The organism is Streptosporangium sp. NPDC000563, from assembly GCF_040299985.1.
Taxonomy (GTDB): Bacteria; Actinomycetota; Actinomycetes; order Streptosporangiales; family Streptosporangiaceae; genus Streptosporangium.
This window is the reverse complement of sequence record NZ_JBEPDA010000006.1, coordinates 286,691-300,155: the sequence shown is the minus strand read 5'-3', so window position 1 is coordinate 300,155 and position 13,465 is coordinate 286,691. Positions and strand designations below refer to the sequence as shown.

11 protein-coding genes are annotated in these 13,465 nt (G+C 70.2%); 10 read left to right on the top strand and 1 reads right to left on the bottom strand.

Annotation, left to right across the window (positions count from 1 at the left end; genetic code table 11):
• The first annotated feature begins 5 nt into the window (after positions 1–5).
• The 10 genes from ABT352_RS18460 to ABT352_RS18415 all read left to right on the top strand — a co-directional run bounded on the left by ABT352_RS18460 (position 6) and on the right by ABT352_RS18415 (position 11,795).
• Positions 6–1,298, top strand: a complete 1,293-nt coding sequence (locus ABT352_RS18460; RefSeq protein ID WP_350946047.1) for a M24 family metallopeptidase — start codon at positions 6–8, stop codon at positions 1,296–1,298.
• A gap of 14 nt (positions 1,299–1,312) precedes the next feature.
• Complete coding sequence (locus ABT352_RS18455) at positions 1,313–2,191, top strand: NAD(P)-dependent oxidoreductase (RefSeq protein ID WP_350946046.1); 879 nt, start codon at positions 1,313–1,315, stop codon at positions 2,189–2,191.
• Positions 2,192–2,670: 479 nt separating this feature from the next.
• Positions 2,671–3,867, top strand: coding sequence for an ABC transporter substrate-binding protein (locus tag ABT352_RS18450; RefSeq protein ID WP_350946045.1), 1,197 nt, complete (start codon positions 2,671–2,673; stop codon positions 3,865–3,867).
• 79 nt (positions 3,868–3,946) lie between these two features.
• Positions 3,947–4,843, top strand: coding sequence for a branched-chain amino acid ABC transporter permease (locus ABT352_RS18445; RefSeq protein WP_350946044.1), 897 nt, complete (start codon positions 3,947–3,949; stop codon positions 4,841–4,843).
• Entirely contained in the window at positions 4,840–5,847 is a 1,008-nt protein-coding gene (locus ABT352_RS18440) for a branched-chain amino acid ABC transporter permease (RefSeq protein WP_350946043.1), read from the top strand. The genes ABT352_RS18445 and ABT352_RS18440 overlap by 4 nt, the downstream gene beginning before the upstream one ends.
• Positions 5,844–6,617, top strand: a complete 774-nt coding sequence (locus tag ABT352_RS18435; protein WP_350946042.1) for an ABC transporter ATP-binding protein — start codon at positions 5,844–5,846, stop codon at positions 6,615–6,617. Before ABT352_RS18440 ends, ABT352_RS18435 begins: the two co-directional genes overlap by 4 nt.
• Positions 6,614–7,330 (top strand): ABC transporter ATP-binding protein, encoded by a 717-nt coding sequence (locus ABT352_RS18430; RefSeq protein WP_350946041.1) that lies wholly within the window; start codon positions 6,614–6,616, stop codon positions 7,328–7,330. Before ABT352_RS18435 ends, ABT352_RS18430 begins: the two co-directional genes overlap by 4 nt.
• Before the next feature lie 81 nt (positions 7,331–7,411).
• Positions 7,412–8,833 (top strand): LVIVD repeat-containing protein, encoded by a 1,422-nt coding sequence (locus ABT352_RS18425; RefSeq protein ID WP_350946040.1) that lies wholly within the window; start codon positions 7,412–7,414, stop codon positions 8,831–8,833.
• The gene (locus ABT352_RS18420) at positions 8,830–10,452 is read left to right on the top strand and encodes an amidohydrolase (protein ID WP_350946039.1); all 1,623 of its coding nucleotides are present in this window, start codon (positions 8,830–8,832) and stop codon (positions 10,450–10,452) included. The genes ABT352_RS18425 and ABT352_RS18420 overlap by 4 nt, the downstream gene beginning before the upstream one ends.
• Positions 10,449–11,795: an amidohydrolase family protein gene (locus ABT352_RS18415; RefSeq protein WP_350946038.1), complete on the top strand. Its 1,347-nt coding sequence runs from the start codon at positions 10,449–10,451 to the stop codon at positions 11,793–11,795. The genes ABT352_RS18420 and ABT352_RS18415 overlap by 4 nt, the downstream gene beginning before the upstream one ends.
• A gap of 125 nt (positions 11,796–11,920) precedes the next feature.
• On the opposite strand, the gene ABT352_RS18410 is transcribed toward ABT352_RS18415, so the two are convergent.
• On the bottom strand, positions 11,921–13,447 hold the full coding sequence (locus tag ABT352_RS18410) for a glycoside hydrolase family 53 protein (protein ID WP_350946037.1): 1,527 nt from the start codon (positions 13,445–13,447) through the stop codon (positions 11,921–11,923).
• Positions 13,448–13,465 lie beyond the last annotated feature (18 nt).

Genomic DNA, 13,465 nt, shown 5'->3' with positions numbered 1-13,465 from the left:
GCCCTGTGACCAATTTCTATGCTCCACCGGCTGAGACCGGCTCGATCGCCTCACTCGGCGCGACCATGGGTGTCGACTGGGAGGAACGAGTCAACTTCGACCGGCTCCGCAGGGAGCGCTTCGCCAAGGTGCAGAACGCGTTCGCCCACTCCGACCTGGGCGCGCTTGTTCTGTTCGACATGAACAACATCCGCTACACGACCGGCACCCACATCGGGAACTGGGCGCGCGACAAGCTTTTCCGGTGCGCGCTCGTGATGCGGGACCAGGAGCCGATCCTGTGGGACATCGGTTCGGCCGCACGCACGCACCAGCGGTTCGCGCCCTGGTTCGGCAAGGAGAGCTGGCAGGCGGGCCTGTCCAGCTGGCGTGGCTCGATTCCCGAGGAGGTGGGTGTCGAGCGGGGCAACGCGGCCAGGATCGCCCAGCTGCTCCGCGACCACGGCCTGGCAGGTGAGCCGATCGGTGTCGACGTGGTCGAGTTGCCGGTGCTGCGCGCCCTGGAGGGCGCCGGTCTCACCGTCGTCGACGGACACTCGTTCATGCAGGACGTCCGCGCGGTCAAAACCCCCGACGAGATCGCCCTGCTGGACCATTCGGCCGGCCTGGTGGACGGGGCCTACGAGGAGCTGTTCCGCACCCTGCGGCCGGGCATCCGCGAGAACGACTGCGTGGCGCTGGTCAACCGTTATCTCTACGAGCACGGCTCGGAAGAGGTCGAGGCGGTCAACTCCATCTCCGGCGGCCGCTGCAGCCCGCATCCGCACGTGTTCTCCGACCGCCTGATCCGGCCCGGCGACACCGCGTACTTCGACATCATCCACTCCTTCAACGGCTACCGGACCTGCTACTACCGGACGTTCAACGTCGGAGGGGCCGGCCTGGCCCAGGTGGAGGCGTACCGGCGGGCCCGGGAGTTCATGGACAACGCGATCGCCGAGATCCGTCCCGGCGCGACCTCGGCCGACGTGGTCCGGCACTTCCCGGCCGCTCAGGAGTTCGGGTACGCCAACGAGGAGGAGGCGTTCGGTCTGCAGTACTGCCACGGGCTCGGCCTGTCCAACTGGGAGCGGCCGCTGATGAGCCGATACCACTCCTTCGAGCATCCGGTGACGTTGCAGGAGGGCATGGTCTTCGCGATCGAGACCTACTGGCCGACGCCGGACGGCAGCGCCGCCGCGCGCATCGAGGAGGAGGTCGTGGTGACCGCGGACGGCTGCCAGTTGCTCACCCGATTCCCGGCCGACCAGCTGTACGTGACGGGCATCCGGTATACGCGGGGCGCCGACCTACTGTGAGCGGAGAAGAGAAGATGACAGAGATCGGCTGGATCGGCGCCGGACGGATGGGCGCGGCGATGGCCGGCCGCCTGCTGGACGCCCGCCTCCCGGTGCGGGTCTGGAACCGTACGCGGGCCAAGGCGGAGGCGCTGGTGCCGCGCGGCGCGACGGTCGCCGACGAGGTGTCCGACCTGGGCGGCTGTGACGTCGTGTTCATCATGGTCTCGACCTCGGACGACCTGCGCGAGGTGTTGCGCCGCCTCTACGAGGGAACAGCCCTGCCGGGCACGGTGGTCGACTGCTCGACCGTCTCCGCGGAGGCGTCGGCCGAGGCGCGCGCCGAGTCGGCCGCGCGCGGCGTGCGTTTCGTGGCCTCCCCGGTGAGCGGAAACCCGCATGTGGTCGCCGCCGGGGACGCGCGCCTGGTGGCGTCGGGCGACCGGGAGAGCTTCGACCTGGTCCGGCCGTTGCTGGAGACGATCGGCCAGAGCGCGGTCTACGCCGGTCCGGGAGAGGTGAGCCGGCTGGTCAAGGTCTGCCACAACCTCTACCTGGGGATGATGGTCGAGTCCCTGATCGAGGTGGTGACGCTGGCCGAGAAGGGCGGTGTGGACAGGGCCGCGTTCCTGGAGTTCCTCGGCGGCACCGTGCTCGGCTCCGAGTGGGTCCGTCACCGCACCCCCGACCTGCTGGAACGGGACTGGCGTCCGACCTTCACGACCGCGCTGCTGCGCAAGGACTTCGATCTCGGCCTCGGCGCCGCCCGGACCCACGAGGTGCCGATGCCGGTGGCGAGCCTGGTGCACCAGATCATCCAGGCCGCGATCGGGCAGGGCCACCGCGACGACGACTTCCTGTCCATGTACGACGTGCAGGCGGCCAACGCCGGTCTGCGACACGACTCCACATGAGCGCTGTATGAGCGGCGTGATTCCGGTGGACGTGTCTACCGGAATGTTCGTCGCGGGCGAGCGGGTCGGGCCGTCGCCGGGCCGATCACGTCCCGGTGACCGGCCCGGCGACGACCGAGGTCGTCGCCGAAATCGCCGGTGGGAACGGTCGAGGACCTGCTCGCGGCGGTCGGCGCGGCGCCCGCGGCGGGTGGCGCCCTGGCCGGCGTCGAGGCGTTATTCGAACCTGAATACGTGACCGCCGACCGGTAGCTACGGCTTGGTAACGAGCCGTTGGCGACCTTGACACCATGGGCGGATCATCCGTTTAAATTGGCTAAGCCACATGGCCACTAGGGCACTTCGAAGCGACATAATTACCCAAACCGGTATTTATCCGAAGATAAATAGGCACCAAAGTCAGGCATCGTTACGGGCGTGGCCACCGGCTCCGACCGTAGGAGGGAACCGGCCGTGCCACAGCACAGGGAGCTAACGACATGACACGCAAAGGGGCCGTATCGGGGATCGCCGCGCTCGCGTTCGCACTCGCCCTGACCGGTTGCGGCGGCAGCACCGTCGCGGGCGGCGAGAGTGCCGAATCAACCGGCACGAGCGACTCGATCAAGATCGGGTTCATGGTGCCGAAGTCCGGCATCTACGCCTCGATCGGCAACGACCTCGACCGAGCGATGCAGATCTACCTCGACAAGAACAACGGCGAACTGGGTGGCCGCAAGGTCGACCTGGTCACGGTCGACGAGGGCAGCACGCCGCAGACCGGCACGGCCGCCGCCCGGCGGCTCGTGCAGCAGGAGCAGGTGGCCGTCGTCACCGGCATCGTCAACAGCGCCACGGCCGTCGGCGTGGCCACGGTCTTCTCCGACGCGAAGATCCCGGTCGTCTCCACCGGCCAGGTCGCCGACAACCCGTTCTGGTGGCGGGTCGGCTGGACCAATCCGATGATGAACACATCCATCGTGGACCACCTCGTGGCCCAGGCGAAGGACAAGCCGGCCTACCTGATCGGCGCGGACTACAAGCAGGGCCGCGACATCATCGACGACGTCAAGGCCGGCCTGGAGGCCGGCGGTGTCAAGGTCGTCGGCACCACGTTCACCCCGTTCGGCACCACCCAGGACTACCAGCCGTACCTGTCGGAGATCAAGAAGAGCAAGGCCGGCACGGTGTACGCGTTCTACGCCGGCGCCGAGGCCGCCAAGTTCGTGACCCAGTACGGCCAGTTCGGTCTCAAGGACCAGGCGACGCTCTACGGTAACCAGGCGCTGACCGAGGGCAACCTCGCCGCGCAGGGCTCGGCCGCCGCCGGCGTGCTGACGAACTCGATCTACAGCCCGAGCATCGACACCCCGGTCAACAAGGAGTTCGTCGATGCGTACGTGGCCAAGTTCGACGCGCAGCCGTCCGTCTACTCCGAGGCCCAGTACGCCTCGGCCGCGGTGCTGGACAAGGCGATCGCGTCGATCGGCGACGGCGCGATCACCGGAGACGCCGTCAACGCGGCGCTGGGCAAGGTGGGCGATGTCGAAACGCCGCGCGGAACCTGGCGCTTCGACACCTTCCAGGCACCCAGCCAGACCATCTACCTGCGGCGGGCCACCGAGACCGACGGCGTCATGAGCGACCAGGTGCTCGAGGTCCTGGGCGTCTACTCCAGCGACGGCAAGAAGTCCTGAAAAGCCCGCGGGCGGCGCGTCCCGGCAGGACACGCCGCCCGCCACAGGCATCGATGAGGCATCCATTGGAGGGAGGAACGTGTCCGTAGTAACGCAATGGTTCGACGCCAACCTCATCACGGTGATCAACGGACTGGCGTACGGTCTACTGCTCTACACGCTGGCCGTCGGTCTGTCGCTCGTGTTCGGCATGCTCAGCCTGTTGAACCTGGCGCACGGCACGCTTTTCCTCGCCGGCGCCTATGTCGCCGCCGTGGTCGTGGCACCGAGCGGCGCGTGGCTGTCGTGGGTGCTGGCGCTCAGCATCGCGCTGGTCGTCGGCGCACTGGCCGGGGTCGGGCTCACCACGATGACCCGGCTGCTGACCCGCCGCGGCCACATGGCGGAGGCACTGCTCACCCTCGGCATCTCGCTGGCCGGGTCCAGCCTGCTGCTGTGGATCTTCGGCGCGGATGTGCGCTCGGTGCCGGCACCCGCCGGCCTGGACGGCAGCGTCACGATCCTCGGCAACCCCTACCCCGTCTACCGGCTGGTGCTGATCGGCTTCGGGCTGCTCATCGCCCTGCTGGCCGAGGTGATCCTGGAGCGCACGATGATGGGTGCCGTCGTGCGGGCAATCGTCGCCGACGCCGACATCGTCAGCACGCTCGGCATCGACACCCGGAAGATCCTTTACGGCGTGCTGGCCGTCGGCTCCGCACTCGCCGTGGTGGCCGGTGTCCTCGGCGGCCCGATGCTCGGCGCCGCGCCCGGGCTCGACGGCCACGTCCTGTTGATCGCCTTGGTCGTGGTGGTCATCGGCGGCATGGGATCGGCCCGCGGCGCGCTCATCGGCGGCCTGCTGATCGGTCAGGTGCAGACCCTCGGCACGGCCCTCGCGCCCGAGGTCGCCCCGTTTCTCATATTCGGCGCGATGGCGCTGGTCCTGGTCGTGCGGCCGCACGGCCTCCTTGGCCGAGCGGAGGCGACCACATGAACATCCTCGAACGTCCGGCCACGGGCGCGCTCGTCCCGCCGCTGCTCGTCCCGCCACTGCTCGTGCTGGCCGCCGCCGCGCCACCGTTCCTGCTCGGCCCCTACGCGGTCTCCACCCTCACCCAGATCCTGGCCTTCTCCCTCATGGTGATGAGCATCGTCCTGCTCATGGGCATCGCCGGAGTGCCGACCATCGGGCAGGCCGGCTTCTTCGGCGTCGGCGGCTACGTGACCGCCCTGCTGGCCGGCCACCTCACCACCAGCGCGCCCGCGCTGCTGGTGATCTCGGCGGCGGCAGGGGCGCTGGTCGCCGCCGCCACCGGCTGGCTGCTCGTCCGGGTAAGGGGCACGTACGTGCTGATGCTGACGCTGGCCATCGGCGAGTTGCTCGCCCTGGTGGCCATCGCGCGGGTCAGCCTCACCGGCGGCTCCGACGGCCTCGCGAACATCCCGGCGCTGACACTGCTGCCCGGCGTCACGCTGCGGCACATCGCCGTCGTCTACTGGTACATCGCCGGAGCCGTGCTTCTCATGGCGGCCCTCATCGCGCTGCTGATCCGCTCGCCGTTCGGCCGGGCGCTACGCGGCGTGCGCGACAACGAACCGCGGATGCGCGCGCTCGGCTACAGCACCGCCCTCTACAAGTACGCCGCGTTCACCGTCAGCGGCGCGTTCGCCGGCGTGGCCGGGTCGCTGTGGGTGACCCAGACGTTGTTCATCTCCCCGTCCGACATGAGCTTCCACACCTCGGCGCTGGCACTGCTCGCGCTGATCGTCGGCGGGTCGCAGAGCCTCTGGGGGGCGGTGGCCGGCTCCGCATTGATCATCGTCGCGCAGAACATGCTGCCGATCTCCATGCAGGGCCTCGGCCCCCTCGTACTCGGCGTGGTGCTCGTGGTGGTGGTCTACACGCTGCCGGACGGCTTCGCCGGGATCCGCAACCCGCTGCGCCGTCGCCCGCCCGCGGCCGTGACCGCCGAGCCGCCAAGGAAGGAGCGGGTATGACCGCCGCACTACGGCTGGATGGCCTGACCCGGGCGTACGGCGCGCTGCGCGCGGTCGACGGCGTGACGCTGACGGTCCGCGCCGGGGCCCGGCACGCACTGATCGGACCCAACGGTGCCGGGAAGTCCACGATGTTCAAGCTGCTCTCCGGCGAGGTCCGTCCGACCGACGGCCGGATCCGCTACTTCGACGACGACATCACCCGCCACTCCCAGCCACGCCGGGTCCGGATGGGGATCGCCCAGACCTATCAGCACTCCAGCGTCTTCATGTCGCTCACAGTCGCCGAGAACGTCGCGCTCGCCGCCCAGCGGGCACAGGGCATCGGCACCGTGTGGTGGCGCGGCTCCGCCCGATACGCGGACCGGGCCGCCGCCACCCGGGAATGCCTCACCGCGGTGGGCCTGGCCGAGCGGAGCGACGACCTCGTGTCATCGTTGTCCCACGGCGAGCGCCGTCAGCTGGAACTGGCCCTGGCGCTCGCCTCCAAGCCCCGCCTGCTGCTGCTCGACGAGCCCACGGCCGGCATGTCGGCGACCGAGTCGGACGCCTTCGTCCAGCTGGTCAAGACACTTCCCGACGACCTGACGGTGATCGTGGTCGAGCACGACCTCGACGTCGTGTTCAGCCTGGCGACCGACATCTCCGTACTGCACCACGGCAAGCTCCTGGCCACCGGCACACCGGCCGAGGTGTCGGCCGACCCTGCCGTCCAGGAGGCGTATCTGTCCTGGTCGGCGACCGACGACGACCTGAAGGAGATCCCGTGAGCCCGCTGCTGGAAGTGCGCGGTCTGCGCGCCGGATACGACGGGAGCGTGGTACTGCAGGGCGTCGACGTGACCATCGACGAAGGCACCGTGCTCGCGGTGCTCGGCAGGAACGGGGTCGGCAAGTCGACCCTGGTCATGTCGGTGATCGGGCTCGTACGGGCGTACTCGGGCAGTGTCGTGTTCGCCGGGCGGGAGCTGACCCGCGAGCGGACCGACAGGATCGCCTCGACCGGCATCGCGCTGGTGCCCCAGGGACGGCGGGTGTTCAGCCCGCTGACGGTCGAGGAGAACCTGCGCATCGCCGTACGCCGCAACCGGCCGGGCCCCTGGACGCTGGATCGGCTCTACGAACTGCTGCCGCGGCTGCGGGAACGGCGGGGCAACCGCGGCGACCAGCTCTCCGGCGGCGAGCAGCAGATGCTCGCGATCGGCCGGGCGCTGCTGACCAACCCGCGCCTGCTGTTGCTCGACGAGCCGTCGGACGGGCTCTCCCCGATGGTGGTGCGGCAGGTCGCCGACGTCGTCCGCACGTTGCGCGAGGACGGCATCACCGTCCTGCTCGTCGAACAGAACGTGCGACTGGCACTCGAACTCGCCGACCACGTCGCGGTGATGGTCAAGGGCGAGATCGCCTGGCACACCGACCCCGCCGGCTTCCACGGCGACCGCGAACGCGTCCGCGCGCTGATGAGCGTGGCCGGTCCACAGTAGAGGGGATGAACGTTGACCACGAAGGACTATGGGTGGGACGAAGAGCGCCGGCTCTTCGTCCATCCGCGGAGCACACCGTACGTGAGCGGACCGCGGCCCCTGCCGCAGAGCCTGGACTACCTGGAGGACCGCGAGTACACCTCCAACATGACCGTCGAGGCCCGCTGGCCCACGGTCGTCAGGCTGACCCACACCTGGCAGAACGTCGTCGACATGGGCGGCCGACGCTACATGTTCCACTACTACCGACAGGCTCTCAACGTCTACGACATCACCGACCCGACGGCCCGTGAACTGGTGCTCGAAAAGCGGTACGGCCCCGAGGAGGGCGAGTTCGGGGCGGCGGCCATCGCCTACAACAAGCAGCGGGACGCCTGGATTCTGGTGCAGTGCTTCGAGGTGCCGCGCACCTACGGGCCCGACTCCGACAAGTACGCCGACCCCGCCGTGCTGCCCCGGCTGATGGCGGCGCCCGGATTCCGCGGCTTCCGGGTCTACGAGCTGACCGGCCCGACCGACTGGAAGCTGCTCGCCGAGGTACCGACCGGCCCGGTCGACCCGGCCACCGGGATCCACCAGGGTTCCGGCGGGGTGGACACGCCCGCCTACGACGGCGGCCGTTACATGTTCATCGCCGCCGCCCCCGACGACACGTTCGTCAACCAGGAGTTCGCCACCTACCCGTACACGCCCGCGCAGCTCGTGTACGACATGGAGGATCCGGCGCACCCGAAGCTCCTGTCCACCTGGTGGGTGCCCGGCCAGCGGGCGGGCGAGACCGACGCCTACGAGTCGTGGAGCAGACACGGCAACCGGACCTCGTGGATCGGCGCGCGGGTGCCCATGTCGGTGCCGGTGCCCCTGGAGCAGGGCGGCCGGTACGGCTACGCGGTCATGGGCGGCCTCGGGCTGTACGTGCTCGACCTCGCGGACCCGCGCCGCCCACTGGTCGCCGGCCATCTCGACCTGCCGCACAGCTGGGCCGGCATCGAAGGCGACGTGGTGGACACCAGCCGGGTGGCCGACCACGGCGTCGTGTTCGTCAACGGCGGCCCGATGAACGAGGACGGCTACGAGCCGTACAAGGACATCTATGTGATCGACGTCAAGGACCCGGCGAATCCGCACATCGTGGCGACGTTCCCCCGGCCGGTTCCGCCGGCCGGAGCGCCCTACCAGGACTTCGTGTTCCGGCGGGGCAAGTTCGGTCCCAAACGCTTCGGCTCCAACGCCCACCCCGGGACGGCCGACCCCAACCTCACGCTGTACTCCTTCGGCAACGCGGGTGTTCAGATGTTCGACCTCACCGACGTCCGCCGACCGGCCCTGGCCGGGTACTTCGTGCCGAAGATGACCGACGAGCTGGGCGACCCGCGCTCCTATCTCGTGCCGACCGAGAGCATCTTCGTGGAGTGGGACCGCCGCCTGGTCTGGGCCTTCACGAACTCCGGCATGTACCTGCTGACCAGCCCGCTGCTGGGCGAGCCGAGGATCGCCCGATGACGGCCGATCTCATCCTGGTCGACGGCGACATCACCACCGGCGCGGGCGGGCGGCGGGTGAGTGGCCTCGCCGTACGCGCCGGGCGGGTACTCGCGGCCGGGAGCACCGACGAGATCCGCCGGTACGCCGACTCCGGCACCCGGGTCGTGGACCTGGGAGGCCGCTGCGTGATCCCCGGCCTGGTCGACAACCACATCCACTTCGTGCGGGCCGGGCTCACCTGGAACTCGGAGCTGCGCTGGGAACGCTGCCCCAGCCTCGCCGCCGGTCTGCGGACCATCGCCGAGACGGCCGGTACCCGGACGCCGGGCGAGTGGGTGCTGGTGATCGGCGGCTGGCACGAACGCCAGTTCCCGGAGGGACGCGGACCGGATCTCGCCGAACTGGACGAGGTCGCGCCGGATCGCCCCGTCTTCGTGCAGATGATGTACGACTGGGCCCAGGTCAACACCGCGGGAATGCGCGCCACCGGTCTCACCGCCGAGACCGCCCGCGCGGCCGGAGCGCACCTGTTCGAGTGGGACGGCCACGGCCGGCCGACCGGCCGGGTGCTGGGCATGGAGGGCTGCAAATGGCTCTACGCCCGGCTGCCCAAGGAGACACTGGAAGCCCAGATCGCCTCGACCGCCCGGCTCTCCCGCGACCTCAACCGCTTCGCGGTGACCGCGCTGATCGACGGCGGCGGCGTGAACACCGGTCCGGACGTCTACGAGGCCGTGTACGAGGTGGACCGGCGCGGCGACCTGACCGTGCGGACGTTCCTGACCGTGCACGCGTCGGCGCGTGGGCGCGAGGCCGAGGAGATCGCCGGATACCTGCGCTACGGTCGCCCCCGGCACGGCAGCGACACGCTCCGGCTGCTCGGCTTCGGCGAGGTCGTGCTGTACGGCCTGCACGACCGGGTGCACACCCGGGTCGACGTCACCGACGCCGACCGGGCCGAACTGATCCGCGTCTTCACCGACCTGGCGGCCGGTGGCTGGCCGGTGCAGATGCACGCGCACCGGCCCGAGGTGATCGAGACCGTCATCGCGGCCTGCGAGGAGGTGAACACCCGCCATCCGCTCGCGCCGCTGCGCTGGGGCATCGTGCACGGCGAGATGATCAACCCGGCGCAGGTGGGACGCATCCGCGCACTCGGACTCGGCGTCCTCACCCAGAGCCTGCTGCGTTTCCTCGGCGACCAGGTGGTGGGCGCCTTCGGCGCCGAACGGGTCCGCGACGCGCCACCGCTGCGCGCCCTGCTGGACGCCGGGGTTCCGGTCAGCGCCGGCACCGACGCGATGCGCGGCGCCTCCTACGACCCGTTCACCTCGCTGCACTTCTACCTGACCGGCCGCACCATCGGCGGCGACCGGATCGTCGCCGACGAGAACCTGCTCGACCGCGACGAGGCACTGCGCCTCTACACGCGCGGCAGCGCCTGGAACTGCTTCGCCGAGCACGAGATCGGCGCGCTGGAACCGGGCTTCCGCGCCGACCTCGCGGTGCTCTCCGACGACTACTTCACCGTCGACGTGAACAAGATCCTTACGTTGGAGTCGGAGCTGACCCTGCTCGGCGGCCGGCCCGTGTACGCGAGCGGCGAACTGGCCGCAGTCCTGGAGGAGGGCCGATGAGCCGACTGCTGATCCGCGGTGGCCGCGTGGTGACCATGGACCCGGCGCTGGGCGACGTCGACGGCGACGTCCTCGTGGTCGACGGGCGGATCGCCGAGATCGGTCCCGACCTGTCCGCCGCGGACGCGGAGATCCTCGACGCGACCGGCACCGTCGTGCTCCCCGGCTTCGTCGACACCCACCGCCACACCTACCAGTCGCTGGTCCGCGGCCTGCTGCCGAGCTGCACGCTCGGGGAGTTCATGGGGACCATCTTCAACAGCGTGGCCCCGGCCTACACCCCCGAGCTGATGCGGCTGGGCAACTACGTCGGTGCCCTCGACGCGCTCGACGCCGGCATCACGACCATGGTCGACTGGTCGCCGAGCGAGACCCCGGACCACGCGGACGGAGCGATCGAAGGCCTTCGGCAGGCCGGCATCCGGGCGATGTACGCGCACGGCATGCCGGCCGGCGGCCAGTGGTGGTACCGCAGCGAGCTCGACCACCCGGCCGACGCCCGCCGGATCAGGGCCGAGCACTTCCCCTCCGACGACGGCCTGCTCACGATGGCGCTCGCACTCCGCCAGCCCGGCAACGTCGTCGACGAGGTCGCCGTGCACGACTGGAAACTCTCGCGTGAACTCGGCGTCCGCGTCTCGGTGCACACCGCGATGCGCTCGGGCGGCGCGACCGGCCACCCGATCCGCACCCTGCACCGGCTCGGCCTGCTCGGCGAGAACACCACGTTCATCCACTGCACGACCAGCACCGACGACGAGATCGCGATGATCGCCGACTCCGGGGGCACGGTCTCGATCGCGCCGTACGTCGAACTGGTGATGGGCCACGGCCTGCCGCGGATCACCGCGATGCTCGCGCACGGCGTGGCCCCCACGCTCAGCATCGACACCGTCACCACCTCGCCCGGCGACATGTTCACCCAGCTGCGGATGGCACTCGCCCTCGGCCGCGCCGAGGCGTTGCCCGAGAACCCGGAGGATCCTTTCACCCCGACGCTCACCCACCGCGACGTCCTGCGGCTGGCCACCCTCGACGGTGCCCGGGCCTGCGGCCTGGGCGACCGAACCGGCACCCTCACCCCGGGCAAGGCGGCCGACGTCCTCCTCGTCCGAGCCGACTCGATCCGTACCCTCCCCCTGCGGGACCCGGCGGCCACCGTGGTCTCCTCGGCAGACCGGGCCGACGTCGACACGGTGCTCGTCGCCGGTGTGATCCGCAAGCGCGGCGGCGTCCTGGTCGGCGTCGACCTGCCCCGCCTCCGCGCCGAGGCGATCGCCGCCCACGAGGACATCCTGACCCGAGCCGGACTCAAGACGGAGGATCGCGCCGCGGGAGAGTAGTCGCGACCCTGACCCGAGCCGGACTCGAAACGGAAGCTCGAGCCGTGGGGCGTGGCCGCGCCTCTGCCCCGCGACGACGTCTCACGGCGGCACGCCCGGCATGTCCCGGCGTGCCGCCGCGAGGATCACTGGTGGGCGAACTGGGCGAGGGCGGGCAGCGCCCTGTCGGCGAAGTCGAACAACGCCTGGTTCTCCCAGCCGTTGCCCGAGGACGGGTCGGCCGGGTCCCAGCCGTTCCCGGTCACCGCGGTCCAGGTGGGCTCCCAGTACACCGCGCCGAGCCCGCGCCCGCCCGGCACGGCCTGCACGATGCTCATCACGTCGCGCAGCATCGCCGACTGACCCGCCGGCGAGGCCGGGTATCCGGGGTACGGGGTCGCCGCGGTGATGATGTTGGCGAGGCCGTCGTCGTTGCCCGTGGTGAAGGGGTAGGCGGTCTCGGCGAGCAGGACGGGCCTGCCGTACCGGGACGCGATGTCGTTGATGTTCGCCTGGAAGGCGCCGAGCGTGCCGTGCCAGTAGGGGTAGTAGGAGACGCCGATCACGTCGTAGTTCACGCCGTGCGCCGCGGCGCTGTCGAACCACCAGCGAAACAGCCCGTTGTCGCCGCCCTCGGCCAGGTGCAGCACCACCCTGGTCGAGGACGAGACGGCCTTGACCGCGCTGTAGCCCGAGTTGAGCAGCTGGGCGAGGTTGCCGAAGTTGGAGCTGCGACCGTCCTCCCAGAGCATGCCGTCGTTGATCTCGTTTCCGACCTGGACCATGTCCGCGGTGGTGCCCTGCGCCTTCAGCGCGTTCAGCACGTCGTAGGTGTGGTTGTAGACGGCCGTCTTGAGCTGCGCGAACGTGTATCCGTTCCACGCGGCCGGCTTGTACTGCTTGCCGGGGTCGGCCCAGGTGTCCGAGTAGTGGAAGTCGACGAGCAGGCGCATTCCCCTCGCCTTGACCCGCTGCGCCATCGCCAGCACCCGCGCCTTGTTGTTGTAGCCGTCGGCCGGGTTCACCCACACCTTCAGCCGGACGTAGTTGGCTCCGGCCGCCGCCAGGATCGCGAGGGCGTCGCCCCGCGCGCCCCCGGCGTCGTGGTACCTGCCCCCGTACGCCTCGGACTTGGGCAGGCTTGAGGTGTCGGCGCCCTTCACCGCCAGCGTCGCCGACCCCGCCGCGAAGGTGACGTCGTCGAAGTTGGCCCAGCCGCCCGCCGCCGCCGCGGAGCCGAGGGAGATCGTGCACTGGCCGCCCGTCACGTTCTGGGTGACGACGATCTGGATCCACTCCGAGGAGCTGACCGGCGCGTGGGTCCGCCTCTCGGCGGAGCCGCAGTTCCGCAGCGCGATCCAGCTCTGGCTCATCGCCCCCGACCTCACCCAGACGCGGAGCGTGTAGGCGCCCGAGGCCAGGCCGGTCAGCGTCTGGTTGGTCTCGACGGTGTACGCGGCGGTGGACCAGTGCGACAGGCGGTAGGAGCCCGTGCGACCGCCGGCCTCGGTGAAGTCGGCGGAGGCGTTGCCCGCGGTGCTCCACGAGACCGGCGCGGCGACGCCGCCTCCGGTCTCGAAGCCGCCGTTGGCGACCGTGGGGGCGGCTCGGGCCGGTAACGGCACCAGGACGGCGGCGGCACACACCAGCAGTGCCGTCAGGATCTTCTTCAAGGGTCCTCACTTGGTCAG

Coding starts and splice junctions, on each gene's coding strand:
- ABT352_RS18455 (WP_350946046.1), top strand. CDS start 1,313: ATGACAGAGATCGGCTGGATCGGCGCCGGACGGATGGGCGCGGCGATG.
- ABT352_RS18450 (WP_350946045.1), top strand. CDS start 2,671: ATGACACGCAAAGGGGCCGTATCGGGGATCGCCGCGCTCGCGTTCGCA.
- ABT352_RS18440 (WP_350946043.1), top strand. CDS start 4,840: ATGAACATCCTCGAACGTCCGGCCACGGGCGCGCTCGTCCCGCCGCTG.
- ABT352_RS18435 (WP_350946042.1), top strand. CDS start 5,844: ATGACCGCCGCACTACGGCTGGATGGCCTGACCCGGGCGTACGGCGCG.
- ABT352_RS18420 (WP_350946039.1), top strand. CDS start 8,830: ATGACGGCCGATCTCATCCTGGTCGACGGCGACATCACCACCGGCGCG.
- ABT352_RS18415 (WP_350946038.1), top strand. CDS start 10,449: ATGAGCCGACTGCTGATCCGCGGTGGCCGCGTGGTGACCATGGACCCG.